This window comes from Bradyrhizobium sp. USDA 241 (genome assembly GCF_049739505.1).
GTDB lineage: Bacteria > Pseudomonadota > Alphaproteobacteria > Rhizobiales > Xanthobacteraceae > Bradyrhizobium > Bradyrhizobium liaoningense.
Genome location: NZ_JBMGPZ010000007.1, coordinates 75902 through 93121 on the forward strand (window position 1 = coordinate 75902; position 17220 = coordinate 93121).

Below are 17220 nucleotides of genomic sequence, written 5' to 3' on the forward strand. Positions count from 1 at the left end.
TTATGTTGGTGTTGAATGTGACGTCATAACACAACGGCGGATCGCTTGACCCCAATGACCGTCCACTGCGCCGATGACCGAAACCTGGCCGATGCGGCGCCCGCATCGGCACTAGGGTGCCTGATTATCGTCGCACGACAGCACGGGCTGCACCTCACGTCCTCACAGCTCATTCAAGACAACCTTCTGCGGGAAGAGAACGTCACACTCCATCAGCTTGTCCGCTGTGCGGAGAAAGCAGGCATGCGCGCGAAGTGCGTCAAGCTCGATTGGAGCGGGCTGTCTCATCTGAAGAAGGCGCTCCCGGTCATCATTCGGCTTCGCAATGGGAGCCACATGGTACTCCAGCGTGTCGAGGGAGACGCCCACAATACCCGCATCGTGCTGAGGGACCCGAATGCCGCGGAAGACGCGCTGCTCGTGATCGACCAACCACGCTTTGAAGGTATCTGGTCCGGCGATCTGGTCCTGATCAAGCGCAGCTACGAGATATCGGACGAAGCGCAGCCGTTCAGTTTCGGCCTGGTAGCCGCGCTGTTGTTCCGCGAACGCCGCATGGTCCGCGACGTCGCGATTGCCGCCGTGATCCTCGGGCTTCTCAGCTTGGCGCCGATCATGTTCTGGCGCCTGTTGTCGGACAAGGTGATCTTCTACAAGGCGTACAACACGTTCTATGTGCTCTGCGTCGCGATGCTGGTGGTCATAGCCTTCGAGGCAGCCTTCTCGTTCTTGAGACAATTCCTTGTCCATCGCTTGACCACCAGGCTGGACGTCAAATTGTCGACCTACGTCTTCGAAAAGGTCCTCAATCTTCCCATCGACTATTTCGAGCAGACGCCCGTCGGCCTCGTCGCGCGCGACATTCGCGAAGTCTTTCGCATCCGCTCGTTCCTAATGGGGCAATTGTTCGGCACCATTCTCGACTCTACGACGCTGATGTTCTTCCTGCCCGTCATGTTCTTCTTCAGCCCCGTCATGACGTTCGTGGTTCTCGCCTTGTCGGCATTCATCGTCGCGTGGCTCGTCCTAATGTTGCCGAATTACCGCAAGGCGTCGACTGCCGTGCTGGCCGCGGAGGGCGCGCAGGGCGCGTTTTTGGTTCAAACTTTGAATGGGATCCGGACGATCAAGTCCCTCGCGCTCGATACGCGGCAGCGCCACATGTGGGATGTTCTGGTCGCACGCGTTGCCAAGGCGCGGCTTGTGGAAGGCATGACTGGAAACGCCATCCAGTCGGTGGTGCGTCCCCTGGAGCGGCTGGCCGTCAGCGGCTCCTATGCGCTCGGCGTCTATCTCGCGCTCGAAAGCAATGACCCGGTCTATATCGGGGCGCTGTTCTCATTCCTGCTGTTGTCACAGCGCGTCTCGGGTCCGCTGATGCAGATGGCGCAGCTCATCAATCAATACGACGAGGCACGAAGTGCGGTTGCAACCGTCGGCAATCTCGTCAACCTTCCTCCCGAAGAGGGACGTTCCGGCCATGGCGTGCGTTCGCCACTCGAGGGCAAGGTGGAGTTTTCCGGCGTCACCTTCAAATACAAGGGAGCGCTATCGCCAACGCTAAACAACATCTCCTTCGAGATTCCGCTAGGGACTACTTTAGGCGTGATGGGCAAGAGCGGATCTGGCAAGACCACGATTGCGCGGCTGCTGCAGCGGCTGCATTGCGACTATGACGGATTGATCAAGATCGATGGCATTGACGTTCGCGAGTACGACATCGACCATCTCCGTCGTAACGTGGGTGTGGTGCTCCAGGAGAATTTTCTTTTCAGTGGGACCATCCGCGAAAACATCACAGCGGCCACGCCGGACGCGTCGTTCGATGATGTGGTCAGGGCGGCGAGGCTGGCGGGTGCGGAAGAATTCATCGACAAGCTGCCGCGTGGCTACGAGACGCATATCTATGAAGGCTCGCCGAACCTCTCGGGAGGGCAGCGGCAGCGGCTTGCGATCGCGCGTGCGTTGATCGTCAACCCGCCCATTCTGATTCTCGATGAGGCGACAAGCGCGCTAGACGCCGACAGCGAGACGATCGTGAACGCCAACATAACGCGCCTCGCGCATGGCCGGACGCTGATTATCATCTCGCATCGCCTGTCGTCCCTGGCAAAGGCGGACGCAATTCTCGTCCTTAATCGTGGTGTGGTCGACGATATCGGGCGGCATGAGGAGCTCCTGGCGTGCAACGATATCTACAGCTCGCTGTGGTATCAGCAGAACGCGCATTTGGTGCCGGCAGCCCGCAACGATCGGTCAACATTCGGGAGTCCAACGCTTGTCTCGTGATGGTGCGCTTGCGACTGTTCGCCAATTTCAATCGGAAACGGATGCGATCCGAGAGGAGGCTGAGCCTCTGGTCGCGCGAGCAACGCTGTTTGTCCTCTCGGCCTTCCTGGTCACGATCGTTGCCATTCTGGCTCTGACGCGGATAGATCGCGTCATCACCAGCGTTGGCGGGCGGATCGTGCCGGTGGGACAGATCCGCGTCCTTCAGGCCCTGGATCAATCGATTATTAAGACGATCGACGTGCAGGAAGGCGAGCAGGTGCAACCGGGACAGCTTATTGCGACCCTGGACGCGACCTTTACGTCGGCGGACCTGACCCAGGCGAAGTTGCAGATCGCTAGCCTCGAGACTCAGGTGGCACGCGATGAAGCCGAGCTGAACCAGCATCCGCTGGTTTTTGCGAGCAAGCCAGACCCCAACGACCAAAAATACGCAGCCTTGCAGAAGGCGCTCTATGATCAGAGGATGGCGCAATATACCGCGCAGATCAATAGTTTCGATTCGAGGATCAAGCAGACCCAGGCGACGATGGAGAAGCTTCGCGGGGACGACGCGAGATATCGGCAGCGTGACGAGATCTTGCAGAAGATCGAGACCATGCGCACGACGCTGGCCGAGCACGGCACGGGCTCGCAGCTCAATATGTTCATTTCCCAGGACTCAAGGCTTGAATTGCTGCGGACCCTGGAGAACACCCACAACAGCCTAATCGAAGCCCAGAATACGCTCGCGGTGTCAACCGCAGACCGTGACGCCTTCAAGCAGCAGTGGTTTGCGCAACTGAGTCAGGATCTCGTGGCGACCCGCAACAAGCTGGACGAGGCGAGAGCGTCTTATGAGAAGGCGCTCAGGCACCAGGATCTGGTCCGATTGACCGCTGCCGAAGACTCGGTCGTGTTGACGATGGCAAGGCTCTCGGTCGGATCGGTGCTAAAGCCCGGCGATCCTTTCATTACGCTGATGCCGACCGACACCAAGCTCGAGGCTGAAATTCGCATCGCCTCGCGCGATGTCGGTTTCATCCGGCCCGGAGACCCCTGCACGATGCGGATCGATGCGTTCAATGCCGCGGAGCATGGTACAGCCGATGGCAAAGTGCGCTGGATCAGCGAGGGCGCGTTCACCACCGACGATGATGGAAAGCCTATCGAAGCCTACTACAAGGCGCGGTGCTCGGTGGACTCAGCCAACTTCAAGGATGTCCCAAAAAACTTCCGCCTGATTCCTGGCATGACGCTTGCGGGGGACGTCCATGTCGGCACGCGGGCGGTCGGAATGTATCTGCTTGGCGGAATGCTGAAGGGTATCCGGGAGGCCATGCGTGAGCCATGACGGTATTGACCCGATCGCTCCTCCAATGGCTTCGTCCCGCGTCTCGCGGATCAGATGAAAAGCGGCTCGGTCCGGCGGAGGCAGCGTTCGAGCGCGGTCACTATCTGGAGGCACTTAAGCTCTGGAAGCGTGCCTCGCAAAACGGCGACGCGGAAGCGGACTATCGGATCGGCATGCTCTATGCCGAGAACCGGGGAGTGGCAGGCAGCATTCCGGATGCCGCGGTGTGGTACGACCGCGCGGCGCAGCGAGGTCACGTCGAGGCGCAATATCAACTCGGCCTGATCTATCTTTACGGAGTCAACGCCAGCCTCGGACCGAGTAGGCCGGAGACCTGGCGTCAATCCTCAGCCGCGCGATTGGGCGATAGCGCGTCGGATGTGCATCACCTGATATTCCCGCACGGGATCAGTTTCGCGAAGGATATTTGCGCCGCGTTTCGCTGGATATCGGCCGCCGCCGGGTCCGGCAAAGCGGATGCTCAGACCATCCTGGGCAATCTCTACAGTGAAGGGCAGGGGTGCACGAAGGACTTCGCTGCTGCATTGCGTTGGTATCTGGCGGCGGCCGATCAGAACTTTGCGCCGGCCGAGTTCGCGCTAGGCGATGTCTATTACCAGGGACGCGGAGTACTCGTCGATTTCGCGCAGGCTACGATCTGGTATGGCAAGGCCGCCGCGCAGGGGCACGTGAGGGCGCAGATTGGGCTCGCATTTATGACGTTGAAAGGTATGGGCTTGCCCGAGAACCCCACTGAGGGTGCTCGCCTGTTCCAGAGTGCAGCCACGCATGATGATCCGATCGCACTCTACAACATCGGCCTGTTACGGCTGAGCGGCAAGGGCGTCGCCAAAGACCTCGACCGCGCCGAGACCGCGCTGCGCAAGGCGGCGCGGAAGGATTATCTTCCGGCAATTCAGGCACTCGCGGAATTCTATTCGAGCGGAGCCGATGCCGAGCCCGATTTGCGTGAGGCGGCGATTTGGTATGAGAAGGCGGCCGAGCGGGGCGATGTGCAGGCGCAATTCTTCGTCGGCCGGTTTTATGCGACTGGTGTCGGTGTTTCGCCTAACACTCGACAGGCCGCGAAGTGGTTCGAGCGCGCAGCCGAAAATGGCCATGCCACTGCGGCATTCAACGTTGCGATCTTCTATCTCAACGGCTCCGGCGTTCAGCGCAACGTGGAGGCCGCGATCAAATGGTTCGAACGTGCCGCAGATGGCGGCATGAGCGCCGCACAGGTGCAACTCGGAAAGCTCTATTCGACCGGTGCGGGCGTTCCCAAAGATCAGGAAATGGCTTCGGAATGGTTGAGCAGGGCCGCCGGTAGCGGAGATCCTGACGCCAAGACCGCCTATGCACTCTTTATGATTCATCAGAATGCGTCCGATGATAACGTCGCACGCGCGCACTCTTTGCTGGCAGAGGCGGCCGAGGCAGGTCATCCTCCGGCGGCGTTCCAACTGGGCGCGCTGAAGATGGGTAAGTTCGGCGGGATCGCCGATAAGCTAGGCGCGACCCCATGGTTCACGCGGGCGGCGGATGCCGGCCATGTCGAGGCTCAGTACATGCTGGCACTTCTCCATCTGGATTCGACGAGCGGCGTGGGGAATGCGCGGGCAGCATCATCGTGGATGACCAAGGCGGCGCGCGCGGGGCATGCACCAGCGCAATTCCAACTGGCCGTCATGTACTGCACGGGCTACGGAGTGGGCCTGGATCTTGCAGAGGGTGTGAACTGGTACGAGGCCGCTGCAGAGCAGGGACATAAGATTGCGCAGTACAACTTTGCCGTGATGCTCCGGAGTGGGCAGGGGCGCGCGGCTGACGTGACGAAGGCGACGGAATGGTTTCAGAGGGCCGCCGAGCGAGGAATGGCGGAAGCGCAGGTTGCGCTGGGCGACGCGTTGATGTCGGGCCGAGGCACGGCGCAAGATCGCGAAGCAGCGGTCAATTGGTATCGATACGCGGCGCGGCAACGCAATGAAGGCGCCGTGCGGCGCCTCCAGTCGATCGGCGGCGACGGGGCTGTCACACCGTACACAGAAACTTTGTGCGGAACGATGCCTCTAATGCACGAGTGAGTAACAATGGCTGATTTTCTTTCGAACCTCGCGCGCGACGCCGGTCGAAGAGGACCTCGGGCGAGGCGCAGCGCTGCTGCAAGGCTGCAATCCAAGTCAGAGCCGGTCGCCGCAAAACTGAACGGTTCTGCGAAGCTGCTCGCCGCCGAGGGATCGGCGAGCAGGCCTGCCGGCGACCTTGCAGATGCCGCGCGCACCCTCAAGGGCCTCGGGCTTTTTGACCAGGATTTCTACGCGGCCAGCTATCCGGACGTGATCGCGGTCGGCGCCGATCCGTTTGAGCATTTCTTCCTCTATGGCTACAGGGAAGGTCGAAAGCCAAATCTGATCTTCGACCCGATCTGGTACGTCACAACCTATCCCGATGTGAAGGAGGCGGATGAGCATCCGTTCCTGCACTATGCGACGGTCGGCGAGCGCGATGGGCGGCGGCCAAGTCCCTATTTTCAACCGGCCTGGTATCGGGAGAAGTACGGCATCCCGGAAGGCGAGAGCCCGCTCGCGCACTATCTGAAGAACCGCCTGGGCCCGTTCAGCCCGATCCCGGAATTCGACGCGCAGTATTATCGTCAGATCTATCCGGACGTCGCAGCGGCCGGCGTCGATCCGTTCGAGCACTTCATCTTTCATGGCTATAAGGAAGGGCGCAACCCGTCGGCGGAGTTCGACACCAAGTTTTACATTCAGCGCTACTTCAAGGGTAAGACGGATCAGAATCCGCTTTTGCACTATCTTGCGCATCGCCACGAGGATGGCATCTATCCGTCACCTCCGGAGAACGAGGCCACCATCCCGGCCGAGATCAAGCGGTTCACCCGTCCGAGCCGGCTATTCGAGGAACTGCGTCCATTGCCCGACGGCGCAAAGCCGCGCGCCAAGGTGCTGGCCTACTATATGACGCAGTTTCACGCTTTCCCTGAGAACGACAAATGGTGGGGCACCGGCTTCACCGAATGGACGAACATCGCGCGCGGCATACCTCGGTTTAAGGATCACTATCAACCGCGGATTCCGCGCGACCTGGGTTTTTACTCTCTCGCCGACATCGAAACCATGCGCAAGCAGGCGAAGCTAGCCAAGGCGGCGGGCATCCACGGCTTCGTCTTTTACTACTACTGGTTCAACGGCAAGCGCCTATTGGAAAAACCGCTGGAGAAATTCCTGAAAGCGCGCGATATCAACATGCCGTTCTGCCTGATGTGGACCAACGAGAACTGGACGCGGCGGTGGGACGGCATGGAGGGCGAGGTCCTGATTTCGCAGGACTACCTGTCTGACGATGACGAGCGCCTGTTGTCGGATTTCAATCGTCACTTCACGGACAAACGCTACATCCGTGTCCAGGGCCGTCCCCTCTTGATGATCTATCGGCCGCGCCTCATTCCGGACACGGCAAACGTCATCGCGCGCTGGCGCGCGATCTTCGCGAAACGGTTCAACGAAGATCCAATCATCATCATGAGCCAGAGTTTTGATGATTACGATCCAACTCCGAACGGCATGGACGGCGCGATCGAATTTCCGCCGCACAAGCTTACCAAATACGTGCCGCTGGTGAACTCTGACGCCAAACTCCTGGACGATACCTATGCGGGGCAAATCTACAGTTACGACGACGTCGCCAAATATTCAGTTGATGAGCCGCGTCCGAATTTTCCGCTGATCAAGACGGTGGTGCCGAGCTGGGACAACGATGCGCGCCGGCAAGGCTCGGGCCTCGTGGTCCAGGGCTCGACCCCCCAGAAATACGAGGCGTGGTTGTCAGCGCTGGTCGAACAGGCGCAGACGCACACCTTTTTCGGCGAATCGTTCGTCTGTATCAACGCCTGGAATGAATGGTGCGAGGGCGCGTATCTCGAGCCCGATCTCCATTTCGGTTCGGCCTACCTGAATGCTACCGCGCGCGCGGCCACTGGTCTGACCTCCGATCGGTCAGTGTCCAAGATTCTGCTGGTCGGACATGATGCGTTTCCCGCCGGCGCGCAGCATCTCTTGCTGAACATCGGCAAGACGCTGCGCAGCGCCTTCAATATCGAGATCGACTTTCTCCTGCTTCAGGGCGGAGCGCTGGAAGCCGAATACGCCTCGGTCGCGCCGCTCACCGTACTCAAGCAGGCTTCCGATATCCCTGCGACCTTACAACACTTCCGGGAGAAGGGCTTTACAGCGGCCATCGCCAACACGGCCGCGAGCGGGCGCGCCACAAAATTCCTCGTCGAAATGGGCTTTCGGACCGTTTCCCTGGTCCACGAATTGCCGCGGATCCTGCACGAGAAGCAGCTGGAAGAGGCCGCTGCCGCGGCGATTGGGAGTGCGCATCGTGTGGTGTTCGCCTCGGATTTCGTGCGCGACAAGCTCGTCGAAGCGCTTGGGCTTGACGGGACGGATGAGCGTTTCCTCATTCGCGCGCAGGGCAGTTACAAGCAGATTGAGCCGGTGCCGACGGAAGCCGTGCTGTTTCGCAAGGAATTTGGCATCGCCGCTGGCGACAAGATGGTGCTCGGCGTCGGATATGCTGATCTGCGCAAGGGCTTTGACCTGTTTTTGCAAGTCTGTAACTTGGTTCGACGACGCAATGCAAATGTCCATTTTTGCTGGGCCGGCGGCATCGATCCAAGCCTCCAGGAATGGCTGGGGCCGGAGATCAAGCGTGCCGAGGCCACGGGCCACTTCCATCTCGCCGGCTATCGCTCGGACATGCAGGCGCTCTATTCCGCATCCGACGTCTACGCGCTGACGTCGCGCGAGGACCCGTTTCCGACGGTGACACTGGAGGCGCTCAGCGTCGGCGTGCCCGTCGTTGCGTTCCAGGACTCTGGCGGTATCCCCGGCTTGCTGCACAAGGAGAACGTGGGGTGCGTCGTGCCCTATTGCGATGCGCCGGCGATGGCACAGGCAGTGGAGACTTTTCTACGCTGGACACCGCCCGAGTCCGAGCGGGACCGCATGGCCGAGATTATCCGGAGCAAATTTGACTTCGCGGACTATGTCCGCGATCTGCTGCGGTTAGCCGTTCCATCATTGCCCAGCGTCTCGGTCGCCGTACCAAACTACAACTATGCGCGCTGCCTTCCTGAGCGGCTGTACACCATCTTCGATCAGACCCATCCGGTCGAGGAGATTATCGTGCTGGACGACTGCTCGTGCGACGATAGCACTTCCATCATCATGAAGCTTGCCGATCAGCGCCAGCGCGATCTGACGCTCGTCATTAACGAGCAGAATTCCGGCTCGGTGTTCGCGCAATGGGCCAAGGCTGCAGAGATGGCGAAGGGAGAGTTCCTTTGGATCGCCGAAGCCGACGATCTCTCGGAGCCGATCTTCATCTCGAGCCTGCTGGCGCTGATGCAGGGTGACCCCGACATCGCTATAGGCTTCACCGATTCGAAGTCGATCGACGCCGATGGCGCTCATCTTTACGCGAGCTACAAGCCGTATTTTGCCACGATCGAACCTGGCGCGCTGTCGCGCACGGAAGTGTTTGACGGTCGCGATTTCGTAACGCGCTATCTCGGTGTCAAGAATACGATCCTGAACGTCAGTTCAGTGCTGTGGCGTCGCGAGACGTTGCTGCGCGCGCTGAACGCCTGTCGCGATCGTCTGAAAGAGTTCCGGATGGCCGGCGACTGGGTGCTCTATCTGGAGGTTCTGGCAGGACCGGGCGCAAAGATCGCCTACGTTGCCGACCCCCTCAACGTCCATCGGCGCCATGCGGCGAGCGTCACCAATTCGTTGAAGGCCCAAAAGCACATCGAGGAGATCGACACTATGCATCGTCTCGCGCGGAGGCGTTTCGGCTTCGGGGAGCGGGAGCTTGGGGCACAGGCCGCTTATCGCAACGAGGTGTCGGCGCAACTGGCGAGCGCCGCTACCAAGCCTGATGCGCCCAGGCGGGCAGCGAAATCCGCAGTGCGTGCGACGGCGACGACGTGATCGGCTAGGGAAAACAACCAGAGCAAGTCGGGGCTGTCATGTTCGTGCCTTCCGCCGTTTCACTGTTGAGTGCACTCAACGTAGACAGTGCGGCCTTCGAGAACGGAGGCAAGATCGAAATACCAGGTGCGCTTCTGAAGCTGTTGTTGCAAATCGCATTGGCGGCCGCTGAGTTTGATGAGGACGGTTATCTCAGGGACAATCCGGACATAGCGAAGGCGCTCGTGAGCGGTGAAATCGAGAGCGCGCACGTGCACTATATCGGCTTCGGCTATTTCGAGGGACGACAGGGTGGAGGACCCGAAGTCGACGAAGCTTGGTACATGGGCAAATATCCGGATGTGGCGATTGCCGTTCGGGAGGGTCGGATCAAGTCGGCCAAGCATCATTTTCATTTGGTCGGGGCGGCGGAGGGACGCAGTCCTAACCTCGATCAGGAGGAGAATGCCGCTCAATGGAAAAACGCGCTTCGCTCCTGAAGCAAAGCGCATGATTACGGATCGAATTAGGTGGAGGACCACAATTTGCCGAATTGATATGTGAGGTATCTCGGAACAGGCGTTAAATCATACCGAAGCGAGTCCGATGATCGTTGGATCGGCAGCGCAGGCTGAGCATCGTCGAAGCGCTTTCCTGACAGGGGGGGAAAGCTCAAAATGTTAGAGAGGTGTTTGAGATGTCGGTTCTTCAATGGGACACGGATCAGCCGGAGATTCTGAGGCGCCTGCAAAACCGGGCCAAGCTCAAGATTTGCTGCAAGACTCTCAGCGAGCCCGAATTTGTCCAGAGTTGGATTAATCATCATAGCGCCATCGTCGGTCCGCAAAATCTGATCATCGCGGACAATGGATCGTCAGATGCCGCGACGCTCGACGTCTATCGTCGGGCTGCCCCTGATATCACGATCTTCCGCTTCTCCGGGGTTCACAACGATATTCACTGGCATCCTAGGTTCCGGCCATTGTTCGATCGCTTGAGGGAGACCGTCGAGTTCTTCTCCTTCGTCGACGTCGACGAGCGGCTCGTCTGGATCGATACGAAGCGTTGGTTCGCGGATGAGCGGATCCTGGATTGCCTGAAAGAGCGTGGCGCAATCTATCCAGCAACGTGGCTAATCAACGCGATCGGACGCATGGATCAATTCACGTTGTTGGACACCGAGCGCCGGCGCAACTTCTCGAACAATCTGAAGTGGGGAAAGCCCATTCTTCCGCCCGAGCTGATTGCGGCTCAATCGGGCATTCACAACATCCAGTACGCCGGTAGCCGATTTTCGGCGAGTTGCAGCAGTAATCTGTTTCTGCTGCATTTGACACAATTTCCTGATCAGCGGATCGCGGCCAATGTGAGAAAATTGGCGAACCGGAGTCTTGTCGATCACGCCATCGATCCGGAGGCGGTTTCGAGGATGGACTTCAGCAGACATCCCGATCCAGCCGTGCTTCGGTTCCAGAAGGAGGTTGCGGAAATGATTGCTTATCTCAAGGGCGACAAATCGATTCCCGATAGCGAGACCGAGGTTATAGAACTAGGACGGGGAGGGACGGTGGTCTTCTCCAACGCGGACGCGCGCGGGATTTTCTCGAAGTTCATTGAGGATGGCCCCTCCATCATCGTGAAGAGTTTCAAGTGAAGGGTCGCGCCATCAGAGCCGCGACCGTGATTGGGACGTTCCTGCCGCTCGTGCTGGGCGGACACCGCGCGACTGAAGCGGATGATCTCCCTCACGTCGTGCCGGACGCGAAATGCGACGCCCTGGACATTTCTGATGCTCCGTTGCGGGCATTTCGCTCGCCGGATGGTTCGATTACGGCATTCGCGACGCATTATCGCAACCGGGCGCTGGTTGGCAGTAGCTTCGGTGCGATGGCGAAGAACTGCTCGGTCGCGTATGAGGGAACGTTGGATCCCGATCCCTCGCATTTCAACTACAAGACGTGGATCACGGCGACGTGGATCGGCGATGATGGATCGGTCATTGCGCTTGGGCACAACGAGTATCAGGCCCACGAGTTGGTGGGGCATTGCCGTTTCGCGGACTATTCGTCGTGCTGGTACAACAGCATCGTGCTCCTCAGGAGCAATGACCGTGGTCGGACGTTTCACCGGGCTGACGATTTGGACAAAGCAGTCGTAGCCCCCGACTTTGCAGACACGCTCGGCCAGGGCCATCCCAGAGGCTATACGAGTCCGACAAACCTAGTGAAATGGGGGGACTATCTGTACACGCTGGTTGGCTATTCCGGCGTGGATAAGGGCGATTCTGGGAGATGCGTGCTCCGCAGTCGGCTGCCGGTGACGACGAGCTCTTGGGAGATTTTCACGCGCGACGGCTTTGTGCGGCCAAACCAGAGCGCTTATGAAGATCAGGCGCGCGTTCGCTGCGAGTATGTGACGGGCATGCGAGGCTTTGTCGGATCAATTGCCAAGCTAGCAAATTCGAATCTCTTCGTCGCAACCGTCGCGGAGGACATCAATGGTGGAAGCATCGTCGCATATTTCTCGGACGACCTGGTTCATTGGCACGATCGACAGGTCCTGGAGCAGGTCCCCCTGTTCTGGTCGAAGGATTGCTCGATCGGAAAGCGGTTCAGCTATCCAAGCCTGATCGACGAAAACTCCCCTGGGCCAAATTTTGATCAGGTCGGCCGAACGCCGACGCTCTATCTAGTGCAGGGGGGATGTGAGATCGGATCGGACCTAGCGTTGGTCAAGACCAAGGTCAAGATCAAGCCGCCATCGGAAGCTCATTGAGCTTGAGCGGGAACTGGGGTGCGGTGCTAGTACCCACTTTTCGTGGAGCGTGAGTCGTGATTCAAGGTCGGGATGATACCCGAAGCAAGAGAAGTCCACCTTTCGAGGAAAGATCGCAAGGTGCTTGAGGCGTGCTGTCGCTCACCGGTGACGTTGCAGCGCGATTTGAAGCGGGCGCGGATAGTTCTGTTGGCGGCGGATGGGCGCAGCACCCGGTCGATCGCCAAGGAAGTTGGGGTCCAGCCGCGGATTGTCAGCCTTTGGCGGCATCGCTATGCCGACCATGGCCTTGAAGGGCTGCAAGACAAGCCGCGGCCTGGCAAGCAGCCGATCTATACGAAGACGACCGACAAGCGGATTCTGAAGCTGCTGGATAAGCCGCCACCGCAAGGGTTTGCGCGCTGGACCGGCCCCCTGCTGGCCGAGGCGCTGGGCGATGTCGATGTCCAATATGTCTGGCGGTTCCTGCGCAGCCACAAGATTGACCTGGTGGCTCGCAAGTCCTGGTGCGAGAGCAACGACCCGAACTTTACGGCCAAAGCCGCCGATGTTGTCGGCCTCTATGTCGCGCCGCCGGCGAAGGCCATTGTGCTGTGCGTGGACGAGAAGCCCTCAGCGAGCGCAGGGTTATCTGAAGTTGCCCAATGGCCGCGCCTTGACCGGCCAAAGCCACGATTACAAGCGGCATGGCACCACAACATTGTTTGCGGCGCTCGAAGTCGCCACCGGAAAGATCATCGCGACCCATTCAAAACGCCGGCGGGGAGTGTCAGAAGTTTTGTGTAAGAGCGTCTCTGTGAGGGGTTTGCGGGGTCAGCGGACTGACCCCATGGGGTCAGTCCGCTGAGCCTGCAAAGCGCTCGCCGAACTGGATGGCAAACTGGCCCATTGCGGCCGTCCATGCAACCGGTCGTCGCCAATGGATGCCGGCATTTCTGATGGCGAGGTAAAGCAGCTTCATCGCCGCCTCGTCGTTGGGGAAGCTGCCGCGTGTTTTGATGATCTTGCGCAGCGAACGGTTCAGCGCCTCGACCGCGTTGGTGGTATAGATCATTTTGCGTATCTCCGGCGCGAAGGCGAAGAACGGAATGACGTGCTCCCACGCCCGGCGCCAGGCCGCCCCGATCGCGGGATAGCGCTTGCCCCACTCGGCTTCGAAGTCCTCGAGCTCTGAGCAGAGCGGCGTCGGCATTCTCGGCATGATAGATCGCCTTGATCGAGGGAAGGATCGCCTTGCGATCCTTCCAGGACACGAAGGATAGGCTGTTGCGGATCAAATGCACGATGCAGGTCTGGACCATCGCCTTGGGAAAGACGCTGTTGATCGCCTCGGGAAAGCCCTTCAGACCGTCGACGACGGCGATCAGGATGCGGATTCCGATTTATTCCGGCCGGGTATTCCGACTTGAAGCCGGCCATCGTTCCGATTTGAAGCCGGCCACGATTCCGAAATGAAACCGGCCGGCATTCCGATTTGAAGTCGGCCGGGTTTTTGGAAGTCGGCGTTTTCGTTTGGATCAGTCCCTCAGGCATCAAGTCCCGCGTTGATCAACGTGGGGAAGCGGATGCCGGCCAAGAGAGAACTGACCATGCGACAGATACGACAGATGCTGCGGCTTGCCCGTGATGGGGTGAGCGCCCGGGAGATTGGGCGCACGCTCGGCGTGGCGCGCAGCACCATCCAGGACAACCTCAAGCGTGCCTCGACTGCCGGGCTGGCGTGGCCTTTGGCGGGCGATCTGACCGACGCCGTTCTTGAACAACGTCTGTTTGCCCATGCCGGCGTCAGGCGCGGCTTTCGCCGGCGCCGGGAGCCGGATTGGGCCTCGCTGGCCTGTGAGCTGAAGCGGCCTGGCGTCAATCTGATGGTGCTGTGGGAGGAGTACCGGGCGGTCCACCCGGAAGGTTATGGCTACAGCCGGTTCTGCGATTTATTCCGAGAATTCGACCGGCGGCTGTCTCCGACGATGCGGCAGGACCATCCGGCCGGCGACAAGGTCTTTGTCGATTACTCCGGCAAGAAGATCATGATCGTTGATCGCGAAACCGGGGTTGTACGCGATGCGGAGATCTTCGTCGCCGTGCTTGGCGCCTCGAATTACACCTACGCCGAGGCGACCTGGACGCAGACACTTCCGGACTGGATCGAGGCCCATGTCCGGATGTTCCGGTTCTTTGGCGGGGTGCCGCGCCTCGTCGTCCCTGACAATCTGAAGTCCGGCGTGCACCGGGCTTCGTTCTACGACCCTGAAATCAATCGCAGCTACGGGATGATGGCGTCCCATTACGGCGTTGGCGTCCTTCCGGCACGGCCAAGAAAGCCGCGGGATAAGGCAAAAGTGGAGGCCGGGGTTCGGTTTGCCCAGACCTATATCCTCGGGCGGCTTCGTCGCCAGACCTTCTTCTCGTTGGCCGAGGCGAACGCAGCCATTGCCGCTGCGCTGGAGCGGATCAACGCGCACATCATGCGCCGGCTCGGTGTCAGTCGCCGTCAATTGTTCGAGACGGTCGAGATGTCGGTCCTGGCGTCGTTGCCGGACGCCGATTATCAGTTTGCGGAATGGCGCGTGGCCCGCGTCTCGCTCGATTATCATGTCGAGATCGACGGCTTCTTCTACTCAGTTCCACACGGCCTGATCCGGGAGCAGGTCGACGTCCGCGCCACCACCCGGACCATCGAGCTGTTCCATCGGGGTTCGCGTGTTGCGGCTCACCAGCGCCGCTACGGCGGCCGCCGGCACGGCACGAGCTATGGCTGATTTTGGGTGACGCGGCCTGATCAGGCGGCGTGGCTTTCAGTGTTCGGAATGACTTCGATTCCGTCGATGAACTTTACACCGGCGATGACTTTCGGCAACTGGTTCGTGCTCTTCAATCGCCGCCAGGTCTTCGATGCGGCGTCGATGAGCTTGAACACCATCAGCTTCGCAGTTTGTTGCGACAGCGATCCCTTGGTCCGCACCGTTCGGTGGCGCACCGTGGCGAAGACGCTCTCGATCGGGTTCGAGCTGCGTAGGTGGATCCAGTGCTCAGCAGGGAAGTCGAAGAAGGCGAGCAGCGCATGGCGATCCTTGATCAGGCACTCCACCGCACGTCCGTATTTGACGTGGTATTTCTCGACGAAGACGTCGATCGCGGTTTCAGCTTCGGCCCGGTGTGGGGCCAGATAGATGTTCCGCAGGTCGTTCTTCATGGGGCCCTGCACGGATTTGGCGACCTTGTCGAGTACGTTGCTCACTTTATGGCACCAGCATCGTTGGTGCCGCGTGCCGGGAAAGGCCTCGTCCAGTGCCTTCCAGAAGCCGAGGGCGCCGTCGCCGATGGCGAGTTGCGGGGCAATCCGTAACCCGCGTTGCCGCAGGTCGATCAGGAGTTCGCGCCAGCTCTGCGCGCTCTCGCGCACGCCGACCTGGAAGCCGATCAGCTCCTTCTTGCCTTCCGGCGTGGTGCCAATCAGCACCAGCATGCATTCGCTGTGATCTTCCATGCGGGCCTGCAGGTACACGCCATCGGCCCAGATGTAGACATAGCGACGCGCCGACAGATCGCGTCTCTGCCAGCGTTCGTACTCGACCTGCCAATCGGCCTTCAGGCCGGCGATCACCGAAGGCGACAGGTTCGGCGCATCCTTGCCGAGCAGCGCCGAGAGCGCCTCCTGGAAGTCGCCGGTCGAGATGCCGCGCAAATAGAGGACCGGGATCAAGGCATCCAGGCTCTTCGTCCGCCGCGCCCATAGCGGCAGGATTGCCGAACTGAAGCGGAGGCGGTCGCCTGGCCCGCTCGCTCCGCGGTCGCGGACCTTGGGACGAGCGACCTCCACCGGACCGATGCCGGTCGCAATCTCGCGCACCGGACCGTGCCCATGTCGGACCAGGCGCGCTCGACCGTCGGGCAGCGTCAGATTGGCCGTGCTGGCCAGAAACGCGCCAACCTCGATCTCGATCGCCCTGGCAAGCAGGTCCCGCGCGCCGGCACGAACGATATCGGTCAGTGGATCATCAACCGCGGACGGCTGACGGAAAGCAAGAACATTGGTAGTCTCGGTCATGGCGTATCGCTCTCCTCGAGAGGTTCTGGCAGGCTCGTCACCCGCCTCGATACGCCGCCTTCCTCACACCGTCATCACCCAGATTCCGCCATAGCTCGCACGGCACCGATCCCGACCACATGCCCAGCGCGCATCGGCGTTACGCCGAGTGGACTCCCGAGCGGTTCCGTCGCTGGGGACGATCGATCGGGCTAAACACTGAGGGTCTCGTCCTCGCCATTCTGGCCAATCGGCCTCATCCCGAACAAGGATTCCGGACCTGTCTGGGTGTGCTTCGGCTGTTCAAGGATCTCGATCCGGAACGCGCCGAGTTGATCGCGGCCCGCGCGGTTGCGGTCCGCGCGCTGACCTACAAGAGCATCGCCTCGATCATCGCCAACAAGCTCGACCGCAGCGCTCGCCCCACCGATGACGTCGTCGTCGACCATCCCAATCTGCGCGGCCCCGGCTACTTCCATTGAAAGGAAAATCCAGCATGCTGACCCATCCCACGCTCGACCTGCTGCAAAATCTCGGTCTCCACGGCATGGCCAAAGGCTTCAAGGAGCTTGATGCCCAGCCCGAAGCACGCAGCCTCGAACATGCCGAATGGCTGGCCCTGCTCCTGGAACAGGAGAAAACGCAGCGACAGCAAAAGCGGTTTGAGAGCAGAGCTCGCGCCGCCAAGCTACGTCATGCCGCTTGCGTCGAGGATGTCGACCCCCGTGGGTCGGTCAAAATCCCCCGGGTATGGTCACTTGAAACTCCCCCACCTGATGATCGCCGTGCGCGTTTCGCGG

11 protein-coding genes and 2 pseudogenes are annotated in these 17220 nt (G+C 60.1%); 11 read left to right on the top strand and 2 right to left on the bottom strand.

Translation table 11 applies throughout. The annotated features are described in order from the left end of the window. Positions 1-54 precede the first annotated feature (54 nt). The 8 genes from ABIF91_RS44545 to ABIF91_RS44580 all read left to right on the top strand — a co-directional run bounded on the left by ABIF91_RS44545 (position 55) and on the right by ABIF91_RS44580 (position 13179). On the top strand, positions 55-2289 hold the full coding sequence (locus ABIF91_RS44545) for a peptidase domain-containing ABC transporter (RefSeq protein WP_049807962.1): 2235 nt from the start codon (positions 55-57) through the stop codon (positions 2287-2289). After that, complete coding sequence (locus ABIF91_RS44550) at positions 2279-3622, top strand: HlyD family type I secretion periplasmic adaptor subunit (RefSeq protein ID WP_424579896.1); 1344 nt, start codon at positions 2279-2281, stop codon at positions 3620-3622. Before ABIF91_RS44545 ends, ABIF91_RS44550 begins: the two co-directional genes overlap by 11 nt. Next, positions 3619-5706 carry a tetratricopeptide repeat protein gene (locus tag ABIF91_RS44555; protein WP_028153475.1) on the top strand — a complete coding sequence of 696 codons (2088 nt, stop codon included), beginning with the start codon at positions 3619-3621 and terminating at the stop codon, positions 5704-5706. Before ABIF91_RS44550 ends, ABIF91_RS44555 begins: the two co-directional genes overlap by 4 nt. A gap of 6 nt (positions 5707-5712) precedes the next feature. Further along, positions 5713-9639 (top strand): glycoside hydrolase family 99-like domain-containing protein, encoded by a 3927-nt coding sequence (locus ABIF91_RS44560; protein ID WP_424579897.1) that lies wholly within the window; start codon positions 5713-5715, stop codon positions 9637-9639. Positions 9640-9677: 38 nt separating this feature from the next. Next, positions 9678-10118, top strand: coding sequence for a hypothetical protein (locus ABIF91_RS44565; RefSeq protein WP_028153476.1), 441 nt, complete (start codon positions 9678-9680; stop codon positions 10116-10118). A gap of 197 nt (positions 10119-10315) precedes the next feature. Then, the gene (locus ABIF91_RS44570) at positions 10316-11272 is read left to right on the top strand and encodes a hypothetical protein (protein ID WP_035696954.1); all 957 of its coding nucleotides are present in this window, start codon (positions 10316-10318) and stop codon (positions 11270-11272) included. Beyond that, on the top strand, positions 11269-12393 hold the full coding sequence (locus ABIF91_RS44575; protein WP_028153478.1) for a hypothetical protein: 1125 nt from the start codon (positions 11269-11271) through the stop codon (positions 12391-12393). The genes ABIF91_RS44570 and ABIF91_RS44575 overlap by 4 nt, the downstream gene beginning before the upstream one ends. 72 nt (positions 12394-12465) lie before the next feature. Further along, a complete protein-coding gene (locus ABIF91_RS44580; protein ID WP_284279410.1) occupies positions 12466-13179 on the top strand; it encodes an IS630 family transposase in 714 nt (237 codons plus the stop codon). A gap of 49 nt (positions 13180-13228) precedes the next feature. On the opposite strand, the pseudogene ABIF91_RS44585 reads toward ABIF91_RS44580, so the two are convergent. Further along, positions 13229-13763: pseudogene (locus ABIF91_RS44585) on the bottom strand (IS256 family transposase); the annotation flags it as partial. Positions 13764-13958: 195 nt separating this feature from the next. Here ABIF91_RS44585 and istA point away from each other — a divergent pair. Beyond that, on the top strand, positions 13959-15152 hold the full coding sequence (istA, locus tag ABIF91_RS44590) for an IS21 family transposase (protein WP_424579898.1): 1194 nt from the start codon (positions 13959-13961) through the stop codon (positions 15150-15152). Positions 15153-15172: 20 nt separating this feature from the next. On the opposite strand, the gene ABIF91_RS44595 is transcribed toward istA, so the two are convergent. Continuing rightward, positions 15173-16441, bottom strand: a complete 1269-nt coding sequence (locus ABIF91_RS44595; protein WP_038952271.1) for an IS256 family transposase — start codon at positions 16439-16441, stop codon at positions 15173-15175. Positions 16442-16560: 119 nt separating this feature from the next. Between ABIF91_RS44595 and ABIF91_RS44600 the strand changes: the two genes are divergently transcribed. Both ABIF91_RS44600 and ABIF91_RS44605 read left to right on the top strand, forming a co-directional pair. After that, positions 16561-16902: a hypothetical protein gene (locus ABIF91_RS44600; protein ID WP_424579899.1), complete on the top strand. Its 342-nt coding sequence runs from the start codon at positions 16561-16563 to the stop codon at positions 16900-16902. Between the two features lie 14 nt (positions 16903-16916). Continuing rightward, positions 16917-17148: pseudogene (locus tag ABIF91_RS44605) on the top strand (ATP-binding protein); the annotation flags it as partial. Positions 17149-17220: the final 72 nt, after the last annotated feature.